The 24587-nt window shown below is 71.4% G+C and carries 24 protein-coding genes; 11 read left to right on the top strand and 13 right to left on the bottom strand.

Annotated elements, in window-relative coordinates:
- Positions 1 to 79: 79 nt before the first annotated feature.
- Positions 80 to 1120: a tryptophan--tRNA ligase gene (gene trpS / locus LWP59_RS03770; protein WP_373299980.1), complete on the bottom strand. Its 1041-nt coding sequence runs from the start codon at positions 1118 to 1120 to the stop codon at positions 80 to 82.
- 13 nt (positions 1121 to 1133) lie between these two features.
- A complete protein-coding gene (locus LWP59_RS03765) occupies positions 1134 to 2036 on the bottom strand; it encodes a LysR family transcriptional regulator (protein WP_186383547.1) in 903 nt (300 codons plus the stop codon).
- A gap of 70 nt (positions 2037 to 2106) precedes the next feature.
- Here LWP59_RS03765 and LWP59_RS03760 point away from each other — a divergent pair, with 70 nt between their 5' ends.
- Positions 2107 to 3150 (top strand): TDT family transporter, encoded by a 1044-nt coding sequence (locus LWP59_RS03760; protein ID WP_144644024.1) that lies wholly within the window; start codon positions 2107 to 2109, stop codon positions 3148 to 3150.
- On the opposite strand, the gene LWP59_RS03755 is transcribed toward LWP59_RS03760, so the two are convergent.
- On the bottom strand, positions 3122 to 3415 hold the full coding sequence (locus tag LWP59_RS03755; RefSeq protein ID WP_229858392.1) for a hypothetical protein: 294 nt from the start codon (positions 3413 to 3415) through the stop codon (positions 3122 to 3124). The two genes, LWP59_RS03760 and LWP59_RS03755, sit on opposite strands and share 29 nt — an antisense overlap.
- A gap of 806 nt (positions 3416 to 4221) precedes the next feature.
- Between LWP59_RS03755 and LWP59_RS03750 the strand changes: the two genes are divergently transcribed.
- Genes LWP59_RS03750 through LWP59_RS03740 form a run of 3 tightly spaced genes read left to right on the top strand, consistent with a single transcriptional unit; the run spans position 4222 to position 5970 of the window.
- Complete coding sequence (locus LWP59_RS03750) at positions 4222 to 4812, top strand: ArsR/SmtB family transcription factor (protein WP_144645130.1); 591 nt, start codon at positions 4222 to 4224, stop codon at positions 4810 to 4812.
- Position 4813: 1 nt separating this feature from the next.
- Positions 4814 to 5506 carry an SRPBCC family protein gene (locus tag LWP59_RS03745; RefSeq protein WP_144645128.1) on the top strand — a complete coding sequence of 231 codons (693 nt, stop codon included), beginning with the start codon at positions 4814 to 4816 and terminating at the stop codon, positions 5504 to 5506.
- Entirely contained in the window at positions 5503 to 5970 is a 468-nt protein-coding gene (locus LWP59_RS03740) for an NUDIX domain-containing protein (protein ID WP_144645126.1), read from the top strand. Before LWP59_RS03745 ends, LWP59_RS03740 begins: the two co-directional genes overlap by 4 nt.
- 13 nt (positions 5971 to 5983) lie before the next feature.
- Here LWP59_RS03740 and LWP59_RS03735 read toward each other — a convergent pair whose 3' ends face one another.
- On the bottom strand, positions 5984 to 6802 hold the full coding sequence (locus LWP59_RS03735; protein ID WP_144645138.1) for an exodeoxyribonuclease III: 819 nt from the start codon (positions 6800 to 6802) through the stop codon (positions 5984 to 5986).
- 42 nt (positions 6803 to 6844) lie between these two features.
- On the opposite strand from LWP59_RS03735, the gene LWP59_RS03730 reads away from it, so the two are divergent.
- Positions 6845 to 7561 (top strand): MBL fold metallo-hydrolase, encoded by a 717-nt coding sequence (locus tag LWP59_RS03730; RefSeq protein WP_144645124.1) that lies wholly within the window; start codon positions 6845 to 6847, stop codon positions 7559 to 7561.
- Here LWP59_RS03730 and LWP59_RS03725 read toward each other — a convergent pair.
- On the bottom strand, positions 7558 to 7878 hold the full coding sequence (locus LWP59_RS03725) for an SH3 domain-containing protein (protein ID WP_144645122.1): 321 nt from the start codon (positions 7876 to 7878) through the stop codon (positions 7558 to 7560). The two genes, LWP59_RS03730 and LWP59_RS03725, sit on opposite strands and share 4 nt — an antisense overlap.
- Before the next feature lie 273 nt (positions 7879 to 8151).
- Complete coding sequence (locus LWP59_RS03720) at positions 8152 to 9375, bottom strand: NADP-dependent isocitrate dehydrogenase (RefSeq protein ID WP_144645120.1); 1224 nt, start codon at positions 9373 to 9375, stop codon at positions 8152 to 8154.
- Positions 9376 to 9558: 183 nt separating this feature from the next.
- Here LWP59_RS03720 and LWP59_RS03715 point away from each other — a divergent pair, with 183 nt between their 5' ends.
- The 4 genes from LWP59_RS03715 to LWP59_RS03700 all read left to right on the top strand — a co-directional run bounded on the left by LWP59_RS03715 (position 9559) and on the right by LWP59_RS03700 (position 12782).
- Positions 9559 to 10419, top strand: coding sequence for a TIGR03560 family F420-dependent LLM class oxidoreductase (locus LWP59_RS03715; RefSeq protein ID WP_308431786.1), 861 nt, complete (start codon positions 9559 to 9561; stop codon positions 10417 to 10419).
- Positions 10420 to 10509: 90 nt separating this feature from the next.
- Positions 10510 to 11085 carry an HhH-GPD-type base excision DNA repair protein gene (locus tag LWP59_RS03710; protein WP_144645118.1) on the top strand — a complete coding sequence of 192 codons (576 nt, stop codon included), beginning with the start codon at positions 10510 to 10512 and terminating at the stop codon, positions 11083 to 11085.
- A 124-nt stretch (positions 11086 to 11209) separates the two neighbouring features.
- On the top strand, positions 11210 to 11398 hold the full coding sequence (locus tag LWP59_RS03705; RefSeq protein WP_144645116.1) for a DUF1918 domain-containing protein: 189 nt from the start codon (positions 11210 to 11212) through the stop codon (positions 11396 to 11398).
- Between the two features lie 220 nt (positions 11399 to 11618).
- Positions 11619 to 12782 (top strand): MFS transporter, encoded by a 1164-nt coding sequence (locus LWP59_RS03700; RefSeq protein WP_144645114.1) that lies wholly within the window; start codon positions 11619 to 11621, stop codon positions 12780 to 12782.
- A 1-nt stretch (position 12783) separates the two neighbouring features.
- On the opposite strand, the gene LWP59_RS03695 is transcribed toward LWP59_RS03700, so the two are convergent.
- Both LWP59_RS03695 and LWP59_RS03690 read right to left on the bottom strand, forming a co-directional pair.
- On the bottom strand, positions 12784 to 13083 hold the full coding sequence (locus LWP59_RS03695) for a DUF3017 domain-containing protein (protein WP_144645112.1): 300 nt from the start codon (positions 13081 to 13083) through the stop codon (positions 12784 to 12786).
- Positions 13064 to 13921 carry a bifunctional methylenetetrahydrofolate dehydrogenase/methenyltetrahydrofolate cyclohydrolase gene (locus LWP59_RS03690; protein WP_144645110.1) on the bottom strand — a complete coding sequence of 286 codons (858 nt, stop codon included), beginning with the start codon at positions 13919 to 13921 and terminating at the stop codon, positions 13064 to 13066. Before LWP59_RS03690 ends, LWP59_RS03695 begins: the two co-directional genes overlap by 20 nt.
- Before the next feature lie 138 nt (positions 13922 to 14059).
- Here LWP59_RS03690 and LWP59_RS03685 point away from each other — a divergent pair, with 138 nt between their 5' ends.
- On the top strand, positions 14060 to 16393 hold the full coding sequence (locus LWP59_RS03685) for a TNT domain-containing protein (protein WP_144645108.1): 2334 nt from the start codon (positions 14060 to 14062) through the stop codon (positions 16391 to 16393).
- A gap of 51 nt (positions 16394 to 16444) precedes the next feature.
- Here the strand turns inward: LWP59_RS03685 and LWP59_RS03680 are convergent, their stop codons facing one another.
- Positions 16445 to 17038, bottom strand: a complete 594-nt coding sequence (locus tag LWP59_RS03680; RefSeq protein ID WP_144645106.1) for a pentapeptide repeat-containing protein — start codon at positions 17036 to 17038, stop codon at positions 16445 to 16447.
- Between the two features lie 26 nt (positions 17039 to 17064).
- On the opposite strand from LWP59_RS03680, the gene LWP59_RS03675 reads away from it, so the two are divergent.
- Complete coding sequence (locus LWP59_RS03675) at positions 17065 to 17748, top strand: methyltransferase (RefSeq protein WP_229858391.1); 684 nt, start codon at positions 17065 to 17067, stop codon at positions 17746 to 17748.
- A 4-nt stretch (positions 17749 to 17752) separates the two neighbouring features.
- Here the strand turns inward: LWP59_RS03675 and LWP59_RS03670 are convergent, their stop codons facing one another.
- The 4 genes from LWP59_RS03670 to LWP59_RS03655 all read right to left on the bottom strand — a co-directional run bounded on the left by LWP59_RS03670 (position 17753) and on the right by LWP59_RS03655 (position 24250).
- The gene (locus LWP59_RS03670) at positions 17753 to 21100 is read right to left on the bottom strand and encodes an error-prone DNA polymerase (protein WP_144645104.1); all 3348 of its coding nucleotides are present in this window, start codon (positions 21098 to 21100) and stop codon (positions 17753 to 17755) included.
- 110 nt (positions 21101 to 21210) lie between these two features.
- Positions 21211 to 22779, bottom strand: a complete 1569-nt coding sequence (locus tag LWP59_RS03665) for a DNA polymerase Y family protein (protein ID WP_229858389.1) — start codon at positions 22777 to 22779, stop codon at positions 21211 to 21213.
- Positions 22776 to 23765 (bottom strand): hypothetical protein, encoded by a 990-nt coding sequence (locus tag LWP59_RS40870; protein ID WP_373299974.1) that lies wholly within the window; start codon positions 23763 to 23765, stop codon positions 22776 to 22778. Before LWP59_RS40870 ends, LWP59_RS03665 begins: the two co-directional genes overlap by 4 nt.
- 209 nt (positions 23766 to 23974) lie before the next feature.
- Positions 23975 to 24250 carry a hypothetical protein gene (locus tag LWP59_RS03655; RefSeq protein ID WP_144646143.1) on the bottom strand — a complete coding sequence of 92 codons (276 nt, stop codon included), beginning with the start codon at positions 24248 to 24250 and terminating at the stop codon, positions 23975 to 23977.
- Between the last annotated feature and the right edge of the window lie 337 nt (positions 24251 to 24587).

The raw sequence follows: 24587 nt of genomic DNA, 5'->3' as shown, positions 1-24587 counted from the left end.
TTCTGAAAAGCATCTGAGAAAAAGCGTTTTTTAGCTGTGAATCAGGTATGTGTTCAGCGAAAAACGGTAAAGAACGGCTTTACCGGGCCGGCGGCAGGAAACCGATCCGGTCATATACGACAGAAAGCGTCTCCGCCGCGGCGACCCTGGCCCGCTCCGCCCCGCGCGCCAGCACCTTGTCCAACTCGGCGATATCGTCCAGATACGACTTCACCCGCTCCTGGAAAGGAGTGACGAACTCGACGAGTACTTCGGCGACATCTTTCTTCAGGTCGCCGTAGCCCTTGCCCTCGTAGGCGTTCTCCAGTTCCGAAATACTCCGGCCGGACAACGCCGAGTGGATCGTCAGCAGGTTCGACACCCCCGCCTTCTGCTCCGGGTCGAAGACGACCTCGCGGCCGGTGTCGGTGACGGCGGAGCGGATCTTCTTCGCCGAGCGCTTCGGGTCGTCGAGCAGCTCGATCAGGCCGTTGGGCGAAGAGGCCGACTTGCTCATCTTCGCCGTCGGTTCCTGCAGGTCGTAGATCTTCGCCGTGTCCTTGACGATGTACGGCTCCGGCACGGTGAACGTCTTGCCGTAGCGCCGGTTGAACCGCTGCGCGAGGTTGCGCGAGAGCTCCAGGTGCTGGCGCTGGTCCTCCCCTACCGGCACCGCGTTCGCCTGGTAGATCAGGATGTCCGCGGCCTGCAGGATCGGGTAGGTGAACAGGCCGACGCTCGCGTGGTCGGTGCCCTGCTTCGCGGCCTTGTCCTTGAACTGGGTCATCCGGCCGGCTTCGCCGAACCCGGTCTGGCACTCCAGCACCCAGGACAGCTGGGCGTGCTCGGGCACGTGGCTCTGCACGAACAGCGCGCTGCGGTCGGGATCGACGCCGAGCGCGAGCAGCTGGGCCGCCGAGACGCGCGTGCGCCGGCGCAGCACCTTCGGGTCCTGCTCGACCGTGATGGCGTGCAGGTCGACCACCATGTAGTAGGTCTCGTGCGTGTCCTGCAGCAACACCCACTGGCGCAGTGCGCCGAGGTAGTTGCCGAGGTGGAACGAGTCCGCGGTCGGCTGGATGCCGGACAGCACGCGCAGCCGGGCTGGGGTTTCCTGAGCGGTTTCTTCAGCGCTGGACACGCCCTCGATTGTTTCAGGCCCCGCGAGCGGCGATGGCGGCGAGGTCCGCCGCGGGCCCGCGCAGCGACTGGCCGACGGGCCAGACCACGCGCAGCACGCGGCGCAGGTCGGTGCCGGAGATCTCCAGCCCAACGAGCGTGCCCGCTGCCAGCTCGGTCGCGACGGTGTGCGCGCCCAGCACCGCAGGCGCGATGCCCTCCATGACGGCGGCCTTGATCGCGGTCGTGGAGGACAGTTCGAGCAGCGGTTCGGCGAGCTGGTGCGGCGAGAGCGCCAGCTCGAGCGCCCGGCGGGTGCCCGAGCCCTGCTCGCGGGCGATCAGCGGGGTGGCCGCCAGCTCCTCGGGCCGGGTGCGGCGGCGGCGCTGCGCCCACGGATGCCCCGGTGCGACGACCAGTCTGAGCTCGTCCGTCGCCACCGTCTCGGCTCGCAGGCCGCTCGGCAGCTCCGGCCCCTCGATGAACCCGAGGTCCGCGTCACCGGTCAGCACCCGCTGGGCGACCTCGGCGGAGTTGCCGGAGGTCAGCGCGACGACGGTCCCGGGAGCGAGGGTGTGCATGGCGGCGAGCCATTTCGGCAGCAGGTACTCGGCCACGGTGAGACTGGCCGCGACGCGCAGCTGGCCGTCCCGCTCGACGCGCAGCGCCGCGATGCCCGCCTCCAGGTCCGCGGCGGCTTCGACCACCGGCCGCGCCCAGTCGGCGACCAGCCCGCCCGCCTTGCTCAGCCGTGATCCGCGCGGCGAGCGCTCGACCAGCGCGACGCCGATCCGGGCCTCCAGCTGCTGGATCCGGGCGCTGGCCGCGGGCTGGGAGATGCCGTGCGCCCGGGCCGCCGCCCCGATCCCGCCCAGTCTCGCCACCGAAAGCAACAGGTCGAACCCGGCCAGCTCGGTGACACGCGACGGCAAGGGCATAAGGCCAGGTTATGAGCTGATCGGCATTCGGTGTCTACTCTTTTCCGAGATATAGCCCGAACGTGTAAGCATGTACGCCACCGGCTCGCTGCCCCGCGCGGGCACCACCCCCAACTGGTTCGCTTCGGTGATGGGCACCGGCATCGTGGCCAATGCTGTGCCTTTGCTGCCCGTGCATCCCCCTGGGTCACGCAACGCCGCGACGGTCATCTGGGCGGGCGCAGCGGTGTGGCTGATGGTGTTGTGCCTGGCCATGTGCCGGGACTGGTGGCGCGACACGCCCGGTCAGCTGGCCCACCTGCGCGACCCCGTGCTCTCGCATTTCTGGGGTGCGCCACCGATGGCCTTGCTGACGGTCGGGGCCGGGACCCTCGCGCTGGGCCGCGACTGGATCGGCCTGGACGCGGCGCTCGCGGTGGCGTGGACGCTGTGGGCGCTCGGCACCGCACTCGGCCTGCTGACGACGGTCGGCCTGCCGTACCTGATGATCACGGGGAAGGTGAAGGACTGCGAGCCGTTCGGCGGTTGGCTCATGCCCGTCGTGCCGCCGATGGTCTCGGCGGCCACGGGCGCCGCGCTGCTCCCGTACCTGCCGGCGGGGCAGCCGCGGCTGACCATGCTGTTCGGCTGCTACGCACTGTTCGGCATCAGCCTGTTCGCGACGCTGGCGTTGCTGCCGCTGATCTGGCACCGGCTGGTGCGCGGCGGCCCGGACCTGGCGCCGACGATGTGGATCGTGCTCGGCCCGCTCGGCCAGTCGATCACCGCGGCGAACCTGCTGGGCGCCGACGAGGGCGCCACCGGGCGGATCGCCGGGCTGGTCTACAGCCTGCCGACGTGGGGGTTCGCGATGCTGTGGCTCGTGCTCGCGGCGGCCGTGGTGCTGCGAGCTGGGGAGGCGTTCTCGCTGACGTGGTGGAGCTTCACGTTCCCGCTGGGCACGTGCGTCACCGGCACCAGCGCACTCGCGGCGGTCACGCACGCGGACTTGTTCAGTGTCGCCGCCGTCGTGCTCTACGTGCTGCTCGCGGTGCTGTGGCTGACGGTCGCGGTCCGGACGGTCGCCGCGACTCGGCGGAAGGAGTTCAGACGGTCGGACGACGGGAGGGGGTGAGGGTCGGGCGGGTGGCGTCCTCGGAGACCTGGGCTGCGGGCTCGGCCGGGGCCTGCGCGGCCTTGCGGCGCTGCCGGACGACGCCGAGCGCCATGCCGACGATGCCGAGGACGACGGCCGCCAGGCCGACGGGTCCCAGCAGCCCGAACGACGATGCGTCCGTCGTGGGGGCGATCTGTGCTTCGGCCGCGTTGGCGACGCCGGTGCCGGTGGCCAGGAAGGCCAGCAGGACCGCGCCGATGGCTCGAGTACTTCGGTTACGCACCGGGGTACCTCCCGCGACGAGATGCCGTTCTGGAAACCGCTGTCACCCTAATGGGCGGGTATTGCCTCATGAAAACTACCGAGCGTGTCAAGCCCGATCGTTTTCGATCAACTCGGGGGCAGACACTAGCGCCCATCCGAGTGCCCGCGACACGGGGTCCGGTGAAGGAGCCCGGCGGCGTGGATGACCAGGGACGACGCGCTCGGGGGTGTCGGGGGGTGCGTGGCGGGGATCGGGGTCGTGGGCGGGGCCGACCGCGGCTCGGGCCGTCCGGGCCGACTCGGGGGTCGACCGCGGCTCGGACCGTCGTGCGCGGCTCGGGGTCGTGCGCGGCTCGGACCGTCGTGCGCAGCTCGGGGTCGTGCGCGGCTCGGACCGTCGTGCGCGGCTCGGGGTCGTGCGCGGCTCGGACCGTCGTGCGCAGCTCGGGGTCGTGCGCGGGTCGGGCCGTCGTGCGCAGCTCGGGGTCGTGCGAGGGTCGGGGGTCGGCCCGCTGTCGGGGCCAGCCGACGCGCGCCGGGGCCGCCCGTCGTCCATGGGGAGGCGCGGTCTCGGCCCGCCACGGATCGCCGCGCTGCCGCACCCCGCGAGAGGCCGCCGCCCACCCGCGCATCTCCGCGCGCCCCACAGGGACCACGCCCACCCGCGGATCACCGCGCCGTCCGACTGCCCTCGTGCCGCCCTGCGCCCCGCGTCCACGCGCTCGCCCCGCCACCACCCGACCTCCGCACCACCGCCTCCGGCACGCCAGCACCGAACACAAACGCTGTCTTGACAAACTTATTTGTCGGTGCGAGAGTTCTTCCATGCTCGAAGTCGCAGTGATCGAAGACCCGGCCGCGGCCGAGGTCTCGCTCGATCCGGTCCGCGCGAAGCTGCTGGCCGCCCTCGCCGAACCCGGCTCGGCCACCACGCTCGCCGCGCAGGTCGGCCTCGCCCGGCAGAAGGTCAACTACCACCTGCGGGCGCTCGAACGGCACGGGCTGATCGAGCTGGTCGAAGAACGCAAGAAGGGCAACGTCACCGAGCGGGTCATGCAGGCCACCGCGGCCTCGTACGTCATCTCCCCGACCGCGCTCGCCGACGTCGCGCCGAACCCCGACCGCGCGCCGGACCAGCTGTCGGCCCGGTGGCTGCTCGCGCTGGCCGCCCGCCTCGTGCGGGAGCTCGGCGAGCTCATCGCCGGCGCCACCGCGGCCCGGCAGCGGCTGGCGACCTACGCCATCGACGCCGAAGTCCGGTTCGCCACGGCGGCGGACCGGGCCGCGTTCGCCGAGGAACTCGGCGAACGCGTGAAGAACCTCGTCGGGAAGTACCACGATGAGCAGGCGCCCGGCGGGCGCAAGCACCGTCTCGTCGTCGCCCTGCATCCCAGCCTCAAGAACAAGGAGAAGTGACATGGGCAAGGAATTCGCGATCGAGCGGGAAGTCGTGCTGCCGGCCACGCCGGAGGAGGTCTTCGCCGCCGTCACCACCGGCACCGCGAACTGGATGTTCCCGACGCCCGCACCCGAACCAGGCAGCCCGCTCGTCAAGAACTGGGAGCCGCCGGACAGGGTCACCATCAGACAGGACGGCCCGGACGGCTGGTTCAACGCGCTGGACTTCATCATCGAGGCCCGCGACGGTGGCACGGCCGCGCTGCGGTATGTCCACAGTGGAATCTTCACCGACGACTGGGACAACCAGTACGACGGCGCGAGCAAGCACACCGACTTCTACCACCACACGCTCGGCCAGTACCTGCGCTACTTCGGCGGCCGCTCGGCCACCTACGCCGAGGTCGCGGGGCCGGCGGCCTCGGCGTTACCGACCGCCCTGGAGTCGCTGAAGAAGTCGCTGGGGGTGTCGGCCATCGACGAGACCGTACGGCTCGAACTGCCCGGGCTGGCGCCCGTCGACGCGGTGGTGGACTATCTGAACCCGTACTTCATCGGCCTGCGCACGCCGGACGCGCTGCACCGGGTCTTCGGCCGGAACAACTTCGGCGGCACCGTCGACGCGACGGCGCACCTGTTCGGCGAGGACGCGGACAAGGAGCAGACGGAACAGGCGTGGCGCACTTTCCTGAACGGGGTGTTCGCTGCGTGACTGCTCGGCGAAGCGCGGGAATCCTGTTGTATCGCAAGGCGAACGGCGAGCTGGAAGTCCTGCTGGGACACATGGGCGGCCCGTTCTGGGCACGCAAGGACGCGGGCGGGTGGTCGCTGCCGAAGGGCGAGCACGAGCCGGACGAGGAGCCGGAAGCGGCCGCCCGCCGCGAGTTCGCCGAGGAGCTCGGTCTGCCCGTCCCGCAGGGGAACCTCGCCGAGCTGGGCGCGGTGCGGCAGTCGGGCGGCAAGGTCGTGACGGGGTGGGCGCTGGAAGGCGACCTCGATCCGGCGCAGGTCGTGCCCGGCACGTTCGAGATGGAGTGGCCGAAGGGGTCCGGCCGCATGCAGGAGTTCCCGGAGATGGACCGCTTCGCGTGGTTCCCGCTGACCGAGGCCAGGGCGAAGCTGCTGAAAGGCCAGCAGCCCTTCCTGGACCGGCTCGTGGCACTGGCGGGCTCGTAGCGCGGCCGCCCGGCTAGCCCGGCGACTCCCAGTCGTAGGTGACGGTGAGCGGCGCGTGGTCCGACCAGCGTTCGGCGTACGTCGCGGCGCGTTCCACCCGGGCGGAGATCGCGCGCCGCGCCAGGCCCGGGGTCGCGACCTGGAGGTCGATCCGCCACCCGGCGTCGTTGTCGAACGCCTTGCCGCGGTAGGACCACCACGTGTACGGGCCCGGACCCTCCGGGTCGAGCTCGCGCTGCACGTCCACGTACCCGGCCTCGTCGTACACGCGGCCCAGCCACGCTCGCTCCTCGGGCAGGAAGCCGGAGTTCTTCCGGTTCGTCTTCCAGTTCTTCAGGTCCACCTCGCGGTGCGCGATGTTCCAGTCGCCCAGCACGACGACCTCCGACCCCGCGGCCCCGGCCTTCGCCCGCAGCTCGACCAGGTAGGGCAGGAACGCGGCCATGAAGCGCTCCTTCTCCTCCTGCCGCACGGTTCCCACGTCACCGCTGGGCAGGTACAGGCTCGCCACGACCAGCCCGGGCAGGTGCACCTCCAGATACCGGCCGCTGTCCTCGAACTCCGGCTCACCGAAGCCGACGCGCACCTCCTGCGGCTCGGCCCTGGTGTACACCGACACCCCGTTGCGGCCCTTGACCGAACACGCGGCGTGCTGCGCGTGCCAGCCCAGCGGGGCGACGACGCTCTCGGGCAGCTGGCTCGACTCGGCCCGGACCTCCTGACAGGCGATCACGTCGGACCCGCTCGCGGCGAGCCAGTCGACGAAGCCCTTCTTGGCGGCGGCACGCATGCCGTTGACGTTCACGGTGGAGATGGTCAGCACGCAGCGCACGTTACCGGCGACCACCGACAGAATCCCTGCCACACTGTCCCGATGACCCGCCTCACAGTCCTGGGCAGCTGTGGCGCGTGGCCCGAACACGGCCGCGCCTGCAGCGGCTTCCTGCTGGAGCACGACGGCTTCCGCCTCGTGCTGGACCTCGGGTACGGCACCGCCGCACGGCTCGAACCCGCGGTCGACGCCGTGCTCGTCACGCACGCGCACCCCGACCACTGCGTGGACGTCAGCGCCCTCGGCCGGCGCCACCACCACACCGGCGAGGGCCTGTTGCCGCTGTACTGCCCGCCGGGCGTGCTGCGGGTGCTCGAAGCGCTCGAACCCCGTCCACATCCGACGACCGTGTTCGACGTGCACGACCTCGCCGAGGCCACGACCGTCGGCCCGTTCCGCCTCCAGGCCCGGCCGTTGCCGCACCACGTGCCGAGCTTCGGGGTCCGGCTGAGCGCGCCCGGCGTGACAGTGGCCTACACCGGCGACACCGGTCCCACCCCGGAACTGGCCGAACTGGCCCGGGACGCCGACCTGTTCATCGCGGACGCGACCCTGCAGGGCACGCCGCCGTCGACCGGGCCGCGCTATCTCCTGACCGCGGGGGAAGCCGGGGCCTGGGCCGCGCGCGCGAACGCGAAACGCGTGCTGCTCACCCACTTCTGGCCAGGCAGTGACCGCGCGGTCTCCATCGCCGAGGCGCGGGCCGCCTTCAACGGTGAGCTGCTCGCCGCGTCCGAAGGGCTCGAGGTCGCTTTCTAGCCGCAGGCGGTGCCGGCGACCGGCGCGAGGAAGTCCGTCTTGGCCCACTTGCTGTCGGTGAGCTTGCGGAACCCGTTCTGCACCACAGGTTCGGCGCCGGTCTGCGCGTTCTGGTTGAACTTGCCCACGATCTGCGCGTTCGGGTCGGGCGCGGCCCGCACGTTGAGCACGTCGGCGGTGACGGTGACCTTGCAGCCGCCCGGGCCGCCGGTCGCGCCCTCGGACGAACGCTTGTCCACGCCCATCACGTAGATGATCCCGATGCCGACCAGGACGGCGACGATGATCAGGACCCGTTTCGGAATTCCCAGGATCACGGGGCTCTCCTCGCCACTGTGTGAAACGTGCGAGGTAAGGGTACCCACACAAAGTTGACCGCCGACAGGTCAAGAGGGCGAAACCACCCGTAGGCCGCAACGAGGGTGATCAGGCCATTACGTTTAGTGACGAATGGGCCGGGACTCGGCGCGCCGGCCACAGCGGCACGGCGAGCATCGCTCCCCCGCCGCGACCCGGAACCGGGCCGACCGGTGAACCTACGAGAAAGGGCGCGCCCGGCGAACCGGTACGCGCCCTTTTCCCTGCGAAGGTCAGCCCTGGTTGATCTTCCTGGCCAGGTTCTCGTCCAGCGTCCCGAGGAACTCCTCGGTGGTCTGGAACGGCTGCTCCTTGCCGACCAGCAGCGCGAGGTCCTTGGTCATCTTGCCGCTCTCGACGGTCTCGATGACGACCTGCTCCAGCTTGTTCGCGAAGCCGATCAGCTCCGAGTTGCCGTCCAGCTTGCCGCGGTGCTCCAGGCCCCGGGTCCACGCGAAGATCGACGCGATCGGGTTGGTGGAGGTCGGCTTGCCCTGCTGGTGCTGGCGGTAGTGCCGGGTCACGGTGCCGTGCGCGGCCTCGGCCTCGACGGTCCTGCCGTCCGGCGTGCGCAGCACCGAGGTCATCAGGCCGAGCGAGCCGAAGCCCTGCGCGACGGTGTCGGACTGGACGTCACCGTCGTAGTTCTTGGTGGCCCAGACGTAGCCGCCCTCCCACTTCAGCGACGCGGCGACCATGTCGTCGATCAGCCGGTGCTCGTAGGTCAGGCCCTTGGCGTCGAAGTCCGCCTTGAACTCGTTGTCGAAGATCTCCTGGAACACGTCCTTGAACATGCCGTCGTAGGCCTTGAGGATCGTGTTCTTGGTGGAGAGGTACACCGGGTAGCCGCGGTCGAGGCCGTAGCGCAGCGAGGCGCGGGCGAAGTCCTCGATCGACTTCCGGAAGTTGTACATACCGATCGCGACGCCGCCGCCCTCCGGGTACCTGGCGACCTCGAACTCCATCGGCTCGGACTCGTCGTCCGGCGTGTAGGTGATCGTCAGCGTGCCGGGGCCGGGGACCTTGAAGTCGGTGGCCTTGTACTGGTCGCCGTGCGCGTGCCGGCCGATGATGATCGGCTTCGTCCAGCCGGGTACCAGCCGCGGGATGTTGGAGATGATGATCGGCTCGCGGAAGACCACGCCGCCGAGGATGTTCCGGATGGTGCCGTTGGGGCTCCGCCACATCTTCTTGAGGCCGAACTCCTCGACGCGCGCCTCGTCGGGCGTGATCGTGGCGCACTTGACCCCGACGCCGTGCTCCTTGATGGCGTTCGCCGCGTCGATGGTGATCTGGTCGTCGGTGCGGTCCCGCTCCTCGATGCCCAGGTCGTAGTAGGCCAGGTTGACATCCAGATACGGATGGATGAGCTTGTCCTTGATGAACTGCCAGATGATGCGGGTCATCTCATCGCCGTCGAGCTCGACGACGGTGCCCTCGACCTTGATTTTGGCCATGAGCAGCGGTGCTCCTCTCGCGGATCCTCGCGGTTCAGTTTTCTCAGCGCCGTGGTATGCGGTACAAGCGTACTGCTATAAAGACGGCGGCGCCCCAAGTGGTGACGAACGCCCAGTCTCGCAGTTTCCGGCCGTGGCCCTGGTCACCGGGTTCGGCGTAGGTTTCCCCTCGACGGGCACCCCATGCGAACGGGAGACGGCGCGATGCGGTTCGGGATCAAGACCAGGCCGGAGCACACGACCTGGCCGGAGATGCGGGACGTCTGGGTCGCCGCGGACGACATCGAGCTGTTCGAGTCGGCGTGGAACTGGGACCACTTCTACCCGCTCTCGGGCGACCTGGCCGGGCCGAACTACGAGGGCTGGTCGATGCTCGCCGCGCTGGCACAGGCGACCCGCCGGATCCGGCTCGGCTGCCAGGTCAGCGGCATGATCTACCGGCACCCCGCGGTGCTGGCGAACATGGCCGCGACGATCGACGTCATCGCCGAGGGGCGCCTGGACGTCGGTATCGGCGCGGGCTGGAACCAGCAGGAGTGCGACGCCTACGGCATCGAGCTGCCTCCGTTGCGGGAGCGGTTCGACCTGTTCGACGAGGGCGTGCAGGTGATCGTCGGGCTGCTGTCGCAGGAGACCACGGACTTCGACGGCAAGTACTTCAAGCTCACCGACGCCCGCTGCGAGCCCAAAGGCGTGCAGCGCCCGCACCCGCCGATCGTCATCGGCGGCCGCGGTCCCCGGCGGACGTTGCGGGCGGTCGCGTTGTGGGCGCAGCAGTGGAACGCGATCGTGCAGAGCCCGGCAGACTGGAAGGCGCTCAAGCAGACGCTGCTCGTGCGCTGCGACGAGGTGGGCCGCAACCCGGCGGAGATCGTGTGCTCGGTCAACGTCGTCGTCGACCCCGAGACCGGCATCGGGCCCGCGGCCGAGAAGGTCGCCGAGTACAAGGAAGCGGGCGTGGACCTGATCGTGCTGAACCTGCCGCACCGCGCGAAGCCCGGCATCCTCGAGCCGTTGGCCGAGGCGCTCGCCCCGCTCGCGTGATGCCTCGCCGGATCGTGCCGGCCGGAGACCCGCACGCCTCCCCCGGGCGTGAGATGCTCCTGACATCCCTGACGCAGGAAGATGATCGCCATGCCCAAGAAGTTGCGCCTGACCGGCGACGCCGAGGCCGACAAGCTGCTCAGCAACGATCCGTTCGCGCTGCTCACCGGGCTTCTCCTCGATCAGCAGTTCCCGATGGAACATGCCTTCATGGGGCCGCGGAAGATCGCGGACCGGATGGACGGCTTCAGCATCACCAAGATCGCCGACGCCCCGCTCGAGGAGTTCGTGGAGCTGTGCGTGCAGCCGCCCGCCATCCACCGCTACGGCGGCTCGATGGCGCGGCGGGTGCACGCCTTGGCGCACCACATCCTGGAGCACTACGACGGTAAGACGGACAAGATCTGGAAGTCCGGCAAGCCGGACGGCAAGGAAGTACTCCGGCGGGTGAAGGCCCTGCCCGGCTACGGCGACCAGAAGGCACGGATCTTCGTGGCGCTTCTCGGCAAGCAGCTGGGCGTGACCCCGGACGGTTGGCGCGAAGCCGCGGGAGCGTACGGCGAGGAAGGTTCCCGGCGCTCCATCGCCGATGTCACCAGCTCGGAAACCCTCGCCGAGGTCCGCGCGTTCAAGAAGGCCGCGAAGGCGGCGGCCAAGGCACCGTAACCGCGTCCTCTGTGGACCACGCCCGTCGGTCCATGATCGTATTTTCGTTGCGGTTTCACCAATCCACGAGGTCTCGACGAGGCGCGCGGGCGGAACTACCCTGGTCGGTGCGGAGGTGTCAACGATGCACGCAACCGTGGGAGACCGGATACTCGTGCACGGCCGGACGGTGGGCGCCGGCGAACAACACGGGGAGATCGTCGAGGTGCGGGGTGAGGACGGCAGGCCGCCCTACCTCGTGCGCTTCGAGGACGGCCATGAAGGCCTGGTCTTCCCGGGCTCCGACTGCGAGGTCGGCATCGCGGAGGACTGACGGCGGGCAGAGGGCGCGGCGCGGATTGCACGCGCCGCCGACAGCCAGCTGACCAGCGGCGTTACGTAACGATCGTCACCCGCCCGGCGGGATGACAACCGCGCCCTCCGCCGTTCACACTTGATGCGGGACAGCCCGAAGCGCCGCGACGCGCGTTGGCTGTCCTTCTTTCATGCTCCCGGTCTGTATCGATGCAGTTCTCGTCCCGGAAAGGAGAACCGTGCCCATCGCGCTTCTCGCGCTGGCCATCGGTGCCTTCGGAATCGGCACCACCGAGTTCGTCATGATGGGGGTGCTCCCGCAGGCGGCCGCCGACTTCGGAGTCTCGATCCCCTCGGCGGGCTACCTGATCACGGGCTACGCGCTCGGCGTCGTCGTCGGCGCGCCCCTGCTCACCGCGGTCGCCGTCCGGCTGCCGCGCAAGACCATGTTGCTGGCGATGATGGCGTTGTTCACGCTCGGCAACCTGCTCTTCTCGCTCTCGCCGAACCAGGAGTTCGGCGTGTTCTTCCGCTTCGTCGCCGGCCTGCCGCACGGCGCGTTCTTCGGCGCCGGGGCCGTGGTCGCGTCCAGCCTGGTCGAGCCCGGCAACCGGGCCAAGGCCGTGTCGATGATGTTCCTCGGGCTGACCCTGGCCAACGTCGTCGGCGTGCCGCTCGGCACGCTGCTGGGCCAGCAGGTCGGCTGGCGCGCGACCTTCGGCGTCGTCGCGCTGATCGGCGTGCTCGCGCTCGCCGCGATCGCCAAGCTCGTCCCGCACCAGGGCCGTCCGGCCGAGGCCTCGCTCCGCGGCGAACTGGGTGCCTTCCGGCGCCCGCAGGTGTGGTTCGCGCTCGCCATCGTCACCGTCGGCATGGGCGGGGTGTTCGCATCGCTGTCCTACGTGACGCCGATGCTCACCGACGTCGCCGGCTACTCGCCGCACAACGTGACGCTGCTGCTCGCGCTCGCCGGCGTCGGCATGACGATCGGCAACCTGCTGGGCGGGCGGCTGGCCGACAAGGCGCTGATGCCGAGCCTGTACGTCGCGCTGTTCGCGCTGGCCGCGGTGCTCGCGGTCTTCACGCTCACCGCGCACAGCAAGATCGGCGCGGCGATCACGATCTTCGCGGTCGGCATCGCCGGGTTCATGATCGGCCCGATGATGCAGACGCGGATCATGCAGAAGGCCGGCGGCACCCCGTCGCTGGTCTCGGCCGCGGTCCAGTCGGCGTTCAACATCGCCAACTCGATCGGCGCCTACCTCGGCGGCCTGGTCATCGCGGGCGGGCTCGGCCTGGTCGCGCCCAACATGGTCGGCGCGATCCTGTCGGTGCTCGGCCTGTCCATCGCCGCCGTCTCGGGCGCGCTCGACCGTCGCCAGACCACCCTCGCGACGGCCTGAGTCAGGTGCCGAACGGCCCGTCGGTGATGGTGAACGCCAGGAACAGCACGAGGACGCCGAGGCCGGAGTAGGTCAGCACGTCGACCGGGCGGCCGCGGATCGCCAGCAGGCCCGCCCGGACACCGGGCAGCACCGCCCGGAACACCGCCGCGACGAGCAGGGCGCCGCCGATGATGACGGCGCCCTGCCGCCAGTGGTACTGCAGGATGCGCACCGCGGCGACCGCCACCAGCGCGAGCACCAGCGCGAACGGCACCTGCTCCAAGACCGCCGGACGGCGGCTACCGCGAGGCAACGACACGTTCGGCCGCCTCCACCACGTTGGTGACGAGCATCGCCCTGGTCATCGGGCCGACGCCGCCGGGGTTCGGCGAGAGCCAGCCCGCGACCTCCTCGACCCCGGGCGCGACGTCCCCGGTCAGCTTGCCGTCGACGTGGGAGACGCCCACGTCCAGCACGGCCGCGCCGGGCTTGACCATCTCGGGCGTGATGATGCCGGGCACCCCGGCCGCGGAGACCACGATGTCCGCGCGGCGCACCTCGGCGGCCAGGTCGCGGGTGCCGGTGTGGCACAGCGTCACGGTGGCGTTCTCGCTGCGGCGGGTGAGCAGCAGCCCGAGCGCCCTGCCGACGGTGATGCCACGGCCGACCACGGTCACGTTGGCCCCGGCGATCGGCACCTCGTAGCGGCGCAGCAGCTGGACGATGCCGTAGGGCGTGCACGGCAGCGGGCCCGGCTGGTTGAGCACGAGCCGCCCGAGGCTGACCGGGGCCAGCCCGTCGGCGTCCTTGGCCGGGTGGATGCGCTCCAGGATGCGGCCGGTGTCCAGGTGCCTGGGCAGCGGCAGCTGCACGATGTAGCCGTGGCACGCGGGGTCGGCGTTGAGCTCGTCGATGACCGACTCGAGCTTCTCCTGGCTGATGTCGGCAGGCAGGTCGCGGCGGATCGAGTTGACACCCACCTTGGCGCTGTCGGCGTGCTTCATCCGCACGTACGAGTGCGAGCCGGGGTCGTCGCCGACGAGCACCGTGCCGAGCCCGGGCACGACCCCCTGTTCCGCGAGTGCGGCCACCCGGGGTCCGAGCTCCGCGTAGATGGCGTCCTTGGTCGCTTTGCCGTCGAGAACCTTCGCCGTCACGCCACCCATTCTGACAGAGACCACTTTGCGTAGTGCGGCTTCGACGCTCTGTACCGCATCCGAGGTATATGTACAGGTCAATGGAGGTAAAGGTGCGGGTGGTGTGCAATCGCCGAGCCCACCCGTCAAAATGAGTTGGTGGCTCAACCGACGACGCAGCTGAACGCGACCGAGCAGGACACTCTGGTCAAGCAGATCGGACTGGCCCTGCTCCGGGCCGCTCCACGAGACTGGCGCCGCGTAAGCGCGCAGTACCGGGCCGTGGGCAGATACCACGAGCTGACCGGGGAGGTCCTCACCGAGGACGGCAGTGTCGGCGAGTGGATGGCCACCCACGACATCGCGACGCTCTTCGGCCGGCTGCGGGCGGGCATGTACCGCGAGGGCCGGGGCACCTGGTTCAACGCCCGGTACCAGCTGGACCACCCATCGAGTTACAACCTGGAGTACGACCGGGAGGAGCCGCGCTGGGACCTGCAGCCACCGCCGCAGGCCTACGCCGACGAGCTGCGCATGTTCCCGCGGTCGGAGGAGAACGTGCCGGAGTGGCTGATGCGCCGGATGTCCGGCCTCGGCCCCGAGCAGCCCGGCCCGCGCTTCCGGCTCGCCCGGATCTTCGACGGGCAGGGCCCCGACGGCCGCCCGGTGCTCAACCGGCCCGAGCTGGACCCCGACGAGCTGGACCGGCTGTACGAGTACCTCAACGGCGCGCCCGTGGTGCTGTCCGAGCGCGGTCTGGACCTCGACCGGCTGGCCGCGCCGCCGACGCCGAAGGTGCCCGTCGCGTTCCACACCGACGGGACCTGGATCTGGCCCGCCGCCGTGAACTACTACCTGCAGGAGTACGGCATCGCCCCCGAGGGCGAGCTGGTCGCGCACATCCAGCAGACCGGGTACCGGCAGCCGGAGGTGCCCGAGCAGACGCTGCAGGCCGCCAACGCGCAGCTGACGCGCGGGAACCAGCCGCCGCCCCCGCCGCCGCGACCGCAGCGGCCGATGCCGGAGCAGGTCGCCCCGCCGCAGCAGCCGCCCGCGCCGCCGGAGCCGGAGCCCGAACCCGCCTTCGAGGAGCAGGCGGAGCACGCGCAGGCCGAGGAGCCCCAGGAGCCGCCGCGGGCCGACGCGCCCACGACGTTCACCCCGATGCCCGACCTCGACGACGGCCCGCCGACGATGATCCAGGCTCCCGTGGCGGTGCGCCAGGAGCCCGAGCCCGAGCCGGAGCGGACGCCGGAACCGCAGCCGGACAACGGCCCGTCGGCCACCCGGATCGTCTCGCCCGCGGCACCGCCACAGCCGGAACCGCAGCCGCAGGCCCAGCCCGAACCGGCGCTGGACGCGCTGCGCAGCAGGCTGAAGGACCTGGGCGTGCCCGACTCGGTGTACGGCATCGGCGAGCCGGTCGAGCACGGCTGGAGCATGGAGCAGGTCGAGTCCGGCTGGCGGGTCGGCTGGTACGACGAGGAGCTGGCCAACCCCGCGGTGTTCGGCGACGCCCAGGACGCGGCGGCGTTCATGCTCGGCAAGCTGCTGCTCGCCCCGCGCGGCCAGGAGGCGCCCTCGGCACCGACGCTGTCCCCGGCGCCGCCGCCGAACCAGCTGGACGACACCGTGCCCGTCAACGGCGGCCCGAGCGCCGACCGGCATCGCGAGAGCCTCGCCGCGGAGGCGCGCGAGGGCCGCGGTGAGCACCGCGAGGGCGGAGCCTGGGAAAACCTGGCCGAGGAGCAGGGCGCCCCGGAGCGCTCGGCGCGTCAGGACCTGCCGTCGCGTGGGGAAGGGCGGCCCGACCTGCCCGGGCGCGGCGAAGGGCGGCCGGACCTGCCCTCGCGCGGCGAGTCGCCGGCACGGCCGGACCTGCCTGCGCGCGGGGAGATGCCGTCCCGGCCGGAGGCGCCGGCCCGCACGGAGCCGCCGTCACCGCCCGCGGGCGAGCCGCGGCTGGAGGAGACCATGGTCGACGCGCCGCCGACCATGCTGGCTGCGCCTGTGGCGCCGCCCGCGGCACGCCGGGAGCCCACGCCACCCCCACCCTCGCCGCAGCCACAGCAGCCGCCTCAGCGCCGCGAACCGGCCCGGCCTGCCGCCCAGCAGAGCGGCAACGGTGGCGGGAACCAGCAGTGGCGGATCCAGCCGATGCCCGGGGAGCCGCCGCTGACCCTGTTCCGCGGCAAGGAGATGCGGGAGCTGCCCGCGGGCAGCGAGCTCGACCGGTTCGGCGGCCCGAACGGCAACCTGACCTACGCGGCGGGCACGCCGTTCGAGGAGCGGTCGCTGGTGCCGGAGTGGGTCAGCAGGCCGTACCACGTCTACCGCGTCCAGCGGCCGATCGAGGCGCTGGCCGGGGTGGCGATCCCGTGGTTCAACCAGCCCGGCGGCGGCGCCGCGTACCTGCTGCCCGCCTCGATCGAGGAGCTGGTGGCCGAGGGCGACCTGATCGAGCTCGACCCGGGCGAACCGCCCATCGAGTGAGCCATCCGAACGCAGCCGGCTTCCCCGCGGGGAGGCCGGCTGCGTTCGCGTTCAGGACACGACGAGGCCGTGAGCGGCGGCGAAGGCGATGGCGGTGTCGAGATCGACCTGGGCGCCCGTGAGCTTCGCCTGGACCAAGCCGTTGGCGTCGAGCTTCGCGCCCCGCAGATCGGCCCCGGACAGGTTCGCGCCGAGCAGCCGGGCGCCGCGCAGGTCCGCGTCCCGCAGGCTCGCGTCCGTCAGGTTCGCTTCGACGAGGTTCGCCTCGCGGAAGCGCAGGCCGGACAGGTCGAGCTTGCGCAGGTCCGTCCGGCCGAGGCCGACCAGCGTGAAGTCGGTGTCCCGCGCGGTGACCGAGCGCATTCGGCAGTCCACAAAGGACGAACCCAGCAGTGAGCAGCCGCGCCAGGACACCTGCGCGAGCACGGTGCGGTCGAAGGTGCACGAGCGGAACGCGGACGACTCGTGCCTGGACTCCCCGAGGTCGGTGCGGGTGAAGTCGCACTCGTCGAAGGTGCAGCCCTGGGTGACCAGGCCCCGCAGGTCCGCCTCGGTGAAGTCGCACCGGACGAACCGCCGCTTCTCCCAGCGCGCGCCCGGCAGCACCGCGTCCTGGTAGTCCTCCCCGATTTCGGCGTCGTCCATGGGGCGAGACTGCCACAATGGCTCGCATGGCCCACGAGCCGATGCTGTCCCCCGAGGACGTCGACCGCATCCACCGCTGGCACGAGGAGGCCGACCGGGGCAGCCGCGACGAAAGCCCGCGGACCTTCTCCTACCTCGGGCACACGCTCGTGGTGCCGCCACAGGTCATGCCGATCTCCGGCACCTCGGCGCTGCTCGGCGAGGCGGTGCTCGAGGAGGTCCGCGAGGACGACCGGGTGCTCGACATGGGCACCGGCAGCGGCGTCAACGCGATCCTCGCGGCCTCGAGGTCACGGGACGTGCTCGCCGTCGACATCAACCCGCACGCGCTGGCGGCGGCCCGGGACAACGCCGAGCGCAACGGGGTCGGCGACCGCGTCACCGTGCTGCACAGCGACGTCTTCAGCGCGGTCAAGGGCCGGTTCGACCTCATCGTGTTCGACCCGCCGTTCCGCTGGTTCGCCCCGCGCGACCTGTTCGAGGCCGCGATCACCGACGAGGACTACCGGGCGATGAAGGCCTTCTTCCGCGACGCCCGCGCGCACCTCACCCCGCGCGGCCGGCTGCTGGTCTTCTTCGGCACCAGCGGTGACCTGCCGTTCCTGAAGCGGCTGGCGGCCGAAGCCGGGTTCACCAGCGAGGTCCTCGGCCGGCAGGAGCTGACCAGGGACGGCTGGCGCGTCGAGTACTTCACGTTCCGGATGTCCTGAGGGCTCACCGGAAGTCCCGCGACTTCGACGGGATCCGCATCGGCAGGTTCTGCAACCGGTCGGCGAGGATGCTCACCACCCCCTCGGCCCGCTCCACGACCCCGCGGATCAGCATCGCCGAGCTGCCGCGGGCGATCCGGTGGTAGCGGCCCCACAGCCCGGCGGTGCAGATGACGTTCACCATGCCCGTCTCGTCCTCGATGTTGAGGAACGTGATGCCGCCCGCGGTCGCCGGCCGCTGCCGGTGGGTGACCGCGCCGCCGATGAGCACCCGCTTGCCGTTCTCCACGTCGGCGAGCTTCGCCGCCGGGACCACGCCGAGCGCGTCGAGCCGGTCGCGGATGAACTGCGTGGGGAAGCTGTCCGGGGACATGCCGGTGGCCCAGACGTCGGCGACCGCGAGGTCGATCTCGTCCATCCCGGGCAGGGTGGGGGCGCTGGTGCCGACGACGCTGCCCGGCAGCTTCTCCGGCCGTTCCTCGGCGACGGCGCCGGCCGCCCACAGCGCTCGCCGCCGGTCGCCGGCGACCTCCGGGAAACAGCCGAAGGCGCCCGCGGTGGCCAGCGCCTCGACCTGCGGCCTGGTCAGCCGCACCCGCCGCGCCACATCGGCCATGTCGCGGAACGGGCCGCCGCTTTCCCGTTCCGCGACAAGGTTTTCGGCGAGCGTCTGGCCGATCAGCCGCACCGTCGCGAGCCCCACGCGCACCGCGTGCTTCCCCGCCCCGTCGGGTTCGAGGGTGGCGTACGGCAGGCTGGCGTTGACGTCCGGGCCGCGCACGGTGACCCCGTGCCGCCGCGCGTCGGCGACGAGCGACTGCGGCGAATAGAACCCCATCGGCTGCGCGCGCAGCAGTCCCGCGCAGAACGCGTCCGGGTGGTAGTACTTGAAATGGGCGCTGGCGAAGACGAGATAGGCGAAGCTCAGCGCGTGGCTTTCCGGGAAACCGAAGTTCGAGAACGCCTTCATCTTCTGGAAGATGCGCCCGGCGAGCTCCTCCCCGATGCCTTTCTTCGCGGCCCCGTCGTAAAAGCGGCGGCGCAGCCGTTCCATTTTCTTCGTGGACCTCTTGGAGCCCATCGCGTGCCGGAGCTCGTCGGCCTCGGCGGCGGTGAAATCGGCGACGTCCAGCGCGATCTGCATCATCTGCTCCTGGAACAGCGGCACCCCGTAGGTCTTGCCGAGCGCGTTCTTCAGCAGCGGATGGTCGAAGTCCCATTTCTCCACCTCGTTCTTGCGGCGGATGTAGGGATGCACCGAACCGCCCTGGATCGGACCGGGCCGGATCAGCGCGACCTCGATCGCGAGGTCGTAGAACTCCTCGGGTTTGAGCCTGGGCAACGTCGCCATCTGCGCCCGGCTCTCCACCTGGAAAACGCCGATCGCGTCGGCCCGCTGCAGCATTTCGTAGATGTTCCGGTCGTCCAGGTCCAGCTTGCCCAGATCTATTTCGACGCCCTTGTGCTCGGCCACCATTTCGAGCATGTAGCGCAGCGCGGAGAGCATGCCGAGGCCGAGCAGGTCGAACTTGACCAGGCCCGCGGACGCGCAGTCGTCCTTCTCCCACTGCAGCACGCTGCGGTTCTCCATGCGCGCCCATTCGATCGGGCACACCTCGCTCACCGGCCGGTCGCAGATCACCATGCCGCCGGAGTGGATGCCGAGGTGCCGCGGGAAGTCCTCCAGCGCGCCCGCCAGTTCCAGCACCGGCACCGGGATGTCGTGGTCGTGGTCGTCCTTGGTGATTCGCAGCGGCCCCCAGCGGTCGATCTGCTTGCTCCACGCGTCCTGCTGGCCCGGCGAGTGACCCAGCGCGCGGGCGGCGTCGCGCACCGCGGACTTCGCACGGTAGGTGATCACGTTCGCCACCTGGGCCGCGCGCAGGCGCCCGTGTTTGGCGTAGACGTACTGGATGGCCTCCTCGCGGCGGTCGGACTCGATGTCCAGGTCGATGTCGGGGTAGCCGTCGCGGTCCGGCGCGAGGAACCGTTCGAACAGCAGGTTCCACTTCACCGAGTCGACCTTGGTGATGCCCAGCGCGTAGCAGACCGCGGAGTTCGCCGCGGATCCCCGGCCCTGGCAGAGGATCCCGTTCTCGCGGCAGAACTTCGCGATGTCCCAGACGATGAGGAAGTAGCCGGGGAAGTTCAGCTTCTCGATGATCTCCAGCTCGTGCTCGATCTGCGCGTACGCGTCCGGGCGCTCCTCCCGTGTGCCGTACTCCTTGCGCGCCCCCGCGTACACCTCCTCGCGCAGGAAGGTCGCCTCGGTGTGCCCCTCGGGGATGTCGAACGGCGGCAGGTCCGGCGCCATCAGCTTCAGGTCGAAGGCGCATTCCAGGCCCAGCACCGCCGCGCGCTGCACGGCACCCGGGTAACGCGCGAACCGCTGCGCCATCTCCTCGCCCGAGTGCAGGAACGCCATCCCGGCGGCGGGCAGCCAGCCCTCCATCTCGTCGAGCCCGCGCCGCGCGCGGATCGCCGCCATCGCCCCGGCGAGCCTGCTGCGGTCGGGGGTCGCGTAATGCACGGCGTTGGTGGCGACCGTCAGCACCCCCAGGCTTTCGGCGAGCGCGGCCAGGACGTCGTTGTGCGTGCTGTCCTCGGGATGACCGTGGTCCAGCAGCTCGACGAACACCTGCTCGGGCCCGAACAGCTCCATCAGCCGCCGGATCTCCCTGGCCGCCCCGGCCGGCCCCTCCCGCAGCAACGCCCGGCGCACCGAGCCCTTGCGGCAGCCGGTGAGCACCACGACCTGCTCGCGCACCTCCGCGGCCACGGCCGCCAGGTCGTACACCGGACGGCCCTTCTCCGCCCGCTGCGCCTTGGGCAGCTCCACGTCGTGCCCGTGCAACTGGCCCGCGGTGATCGCCCGGCACAGCGCGGCGTACCCGTCTTCCCGCTTGGCGAGCAGCAGCAGATGCTCGCCCTCCGGATCGGCGACCCCGTTCTGCGGCCCGGAAAGGCCGAAGCTCAGCTCGGTGCCGAACACCGTCTTGACGCCGAGCTCCCGTGCCGCGTCGGCGAACCGCACCACGCCGTACATGCCGTCGTGGTCGGTGAGCGCGATCGCGTCCAGCTCCAGCCGCGCCGCCTCCTCCACGAGCTCCTCGGGATCGCTGGCGCCGTCGAGGAAACTGAAGTTGGAGTGGCAGTGCAGCTCGGCGTACGACACGCGCTCACGGCCGCCGGACAGGTCGTTCGCGCGCAGGGCCGGGAAGTCCGTCGGCCGCAGGTAGCCCTCCCGCTTCCGGCTCCACGCCGGGCTGTCGCCGCCGTCGACGGGCGCCGGATCGCCGCTGAGCGTCCGTTCCAGCTGCCGCCACGGGACGGCGGGGTTGTTCCAGCCCACGGGTCAGTCCAGCGGGAGCCGGGGCAGCGGGATCTCCGGTTCCACGGGCTCCAGCGCCTGGTCCACGCGCAGCAGCCACAGCCGGATGTCGCGGAGAAACTCGTCTTCCATCAGTCGTACATCCCTTCGACGGTCCATTTCTCGTCGGTTCTGGTGAGCAACACGGCCAGTGCCGGCTCGCCGGCCAGCAGCACCTGGATCCGGACCTGACTGCCGGTGCCGCCCCAGCGGGGCTCGACCACCCACGGGCCGGCCCAGTCCAGGACCTGCCGCGGCTTGGTGCCGGGCAGTGCGACCACGGACGGCGGGGCGGTGAGCTCGCGGCGGCGGGTGAGCGAGACCTCTTCGCCTGCCGCGTCCTTCACCCGCGCCGGCACCGGCTCGGCGAACACCGTCGCCGGGGACGGTTGCGGCAACCGGCCCGGCCACGCCGTCTCCGGCGGGCTCGTCGCCTCTCGCTGGTCGCCCCACGGCACCAGCCGGACCCGTTCGGCGGGGCCGCGGCCGCCGTCGAGCACGGCGGTGAACACGCTTTCCGGGCCCAGCAAGCCCTGTACGCGGACGAGCGCCCGGCCCGCCCGCTCGTCCTGCTCGTCGGACATGCCGTGTGCGCCGCCGCGCCAGAGACCGAGCTGCAGGGAATTGCCCTCGACGGTCTCCTCCGGTTCGAGCCGCAGCCTGGCGACCCCGGCGGTGGGCCGGTCGCGGACGTCGGCGCGCAGCCAGCCTTCGAACTGCCAGCGGACCCGGTCGGCGATGCCTTGCGGGGTCAGCGGTTCCGCGCAGCGCCACACCCGGCTCAGCTCCTCGCCGTTTTCGGTGGTGGCGTAGATGCCGAGGCGGGTGCAGGCAAGGCCGTGTGCGGCGAGCCCGGCGTGGAACCGCTCGGCGAGGGTCCTGGCCATGAACGCGGCGGCGTCCACCCGGTCCAGCGGGGGGTCGAACTCCTTGGGGACGGACAGTTCCGGCGGCGGGCGGCGGCGGTGCGGCGGGCGTTCGGACAGGCCGCCCGCGAGGCGGTGTGCGAGCAGGCCGGGATTGCCGAAGCGGGAGACCACGTCCCGCTCGGTGAGCGCAGCGAACGCGCCGAGGGTGCGCAAACCCAGGCGGCGCAACAGGTCCACGAGCTCGGCGCGGTCGGACTCCGGCTGGTCGAGCTCGGTGATGCCCAGCGGGGCGAGGAAGTCCTTTGTGGATCCCCGGTCGACGATGGCCGAGCGGTGCGCGGCGAGCGTGGCGCCGAACAGCCCGTCGGCGACGCCGATCTGGCACTCGACACCCGCGCGGCCGGACACCTGGTCCATGAGTAGTTCGGCGAGGGCCTGCTCGCCGCCGAAGTAGCCGGCCGCCCCGTCGACCGGTACGGCCAGCAGGCCCGGCCGCACCACCTCGACGCCGACGGCGAGCTCCTCCACGGCGGCCGCGACGGGCTCGAACAGCCGCGCGTCCCGCCCCTCGTCCGTGGCGAAGACCGTGAGTTCGGGACAGCGGGACTGCGCGTCGCGGCGCCGCATGCCACGCCGGACCCCGGCGGCGCGCGCGGGGGCGGAGCAGGCGACGACGCGGTTGGCGGAGAACACCGCGGCGGGCAGGTGCGCCGGTACGGCGGCGGCAAGCCCCGCGGCGACCGCCGGCCAGTCCGGACACCACACGACGAGCATGCGCACGGGGAGGTTCATCCCACCCCCTCCTCGGCCCAGAGGCCGTCGTTTTCCCAGGCGGGGTGGGGTGCGGCGGTGGCGGAGTCCCAGGCGGGGCGGGGTGCGGGGTCCCAGCCATCGCCGCACCGGGCTTCGGTGGCGTCCCAGCCGTCTCGCGCGGTGGGGATGGCGCCTTCCGGCCACGCGGCTTCGGCCGTGGGCAGCTCGGCGGGGTGGGAAGCCGCACGGACTTCCCACCCCGAGGCAGCCCCACGACCAGAGGCAGCCTCCGCCCAGCCGGGCCCGGCAGCCACGGCGGCCTCGCCCATCCCGCCGGCCCCGGCAGCCGAGGCGGGCTCCTGCACCGAGGCCGGCTCGATCATCCAGGCGAAGCGGGGAGCCGGGGCGCGGTGGTCGGTCGCTTCCGCCGGCCCCGGCAGCATCAGTTCGGCGTAGCGCGGGCGTGCCGCGGAGCCCCGGCCGGCGACGCGGATGTCAGCCTGCCTGGCCCGCAGATGCCCCGCCCCCGAGGCGAGGCCCGTCCACTCCCCGGTCTCGTAGCCGAGCTCCAGGTCCGCGCCCGGCCACGGTCCCAGCGACAACAGCACGGCCCCCCGGTGTCGCGCCCGCGCCGAAAGCCGCCGCGCCACCGAGGAAGCCGTGCCGCCCGGGACGACCGCGACGAGGTCCATGCCGTCGAGCAGCGCTGCGGTCACCGAGGCGAGCTCCACCCCGGGCCGTGGCACCAGCGCCAGCCGACCGACCTCGACCCCGAGCTCTCCCGCTGCCACCAGGCCGAGGTCCGGCATCCCCACCGCGGCCGCCCAAGACCCCGTCGCGGTGGCCTCGGCCAGCAACGCGAGCAGCAGTGAGGTCGAGCCGCGCACCGCGACCGTGCTGCCACGGCGAAGGCCGCCTTCGGGCAACAGGTCCCGCAGTTCCCGCCGGACGGGGAGCACCCGCCCCGTCACCTGCGCCCTCGCCCGGGCGACGGCCACCCCGCTGGCCGTGCTGACACCCGGCAAGGCCGCCAGTTCAACGGCGGTGACCGCTCCCGACCGACCACCGGATCGCCGTGAGGCCCCGGAAAAAGCCGAGATCGACGAACCTGCTCGTTCGGTGACCAGGCCGATCCCCGAAGCCGCTGCATGTTCCGGGAGGCCGGTGCGCACCACGGAACCGCTCGATCCCGACGCCGGAGCCGCACCACTCACCCGAGCCGAGGAAAACGCCGTCAGGTCCCCGCCCGGGTGGACAGCATCCTCAGCAACGGCCCGCGAACCCCTCGGCAGCCCAGCGCCGCTCGCAGCCGCCAGGCCGCCGCCCGGCGCCACACGATCAGCCGCAACCGCCGGATCCCCATCCGGCAACAGAGCACCGCCCGCAACCGCCAGGCCTCCGCCCGGCGCCACGCGCTCGGCAACACCGCCCCCGATCGACGGCGCCACACCATCCGGCAGACCAGCCGCCAGGCCCCCGCCCGGCGCCGCAAACCCGTTTCCAGCCGCAACTACCGGATCCCCATCCGGCAAACCAGCCCCCGAGCCCCCGCCTGGCGCCACACGATCAACCGCAACCGCCGGATCCCCATCCAACAGCCCGGCACCGAGGGAACCCGAAGCGTCCCGGCTTCTGGGCGTGCGCCCGGCCAACTCGCTCGCTCTGCGTACCCCGGGCAAAGCCGCCAGCTTCGCGACCGACACGCACTCCACCTCCCCACGAGGACGCCTCCCGACCCGTCGCGGGCAGGCCGCGCAAGGGTGGGAAATGGTCACCGCGGGGAAGGCGGTGAGTCGAACACCAGTTCGACTCACTCAGTCTGCAACGCCCTCAGCCCACTGTCAAGC

Source organism: Amycolatopsis acidiphila (assembly GCF_021391495.1).
Taxonomy (GTDB): domain Bacteria; phylum Actinomycetota; class Actinomycetes; order Mycobacteriales; family Pseudonocardiaceae; genus Amycolatopsis_E; species Amycolatopsis_E acidiphila.
Note: the sequence above shows the minus strand (reverse complement) of the source record. Positions and strands in the feature narration are given on the sequence as shown.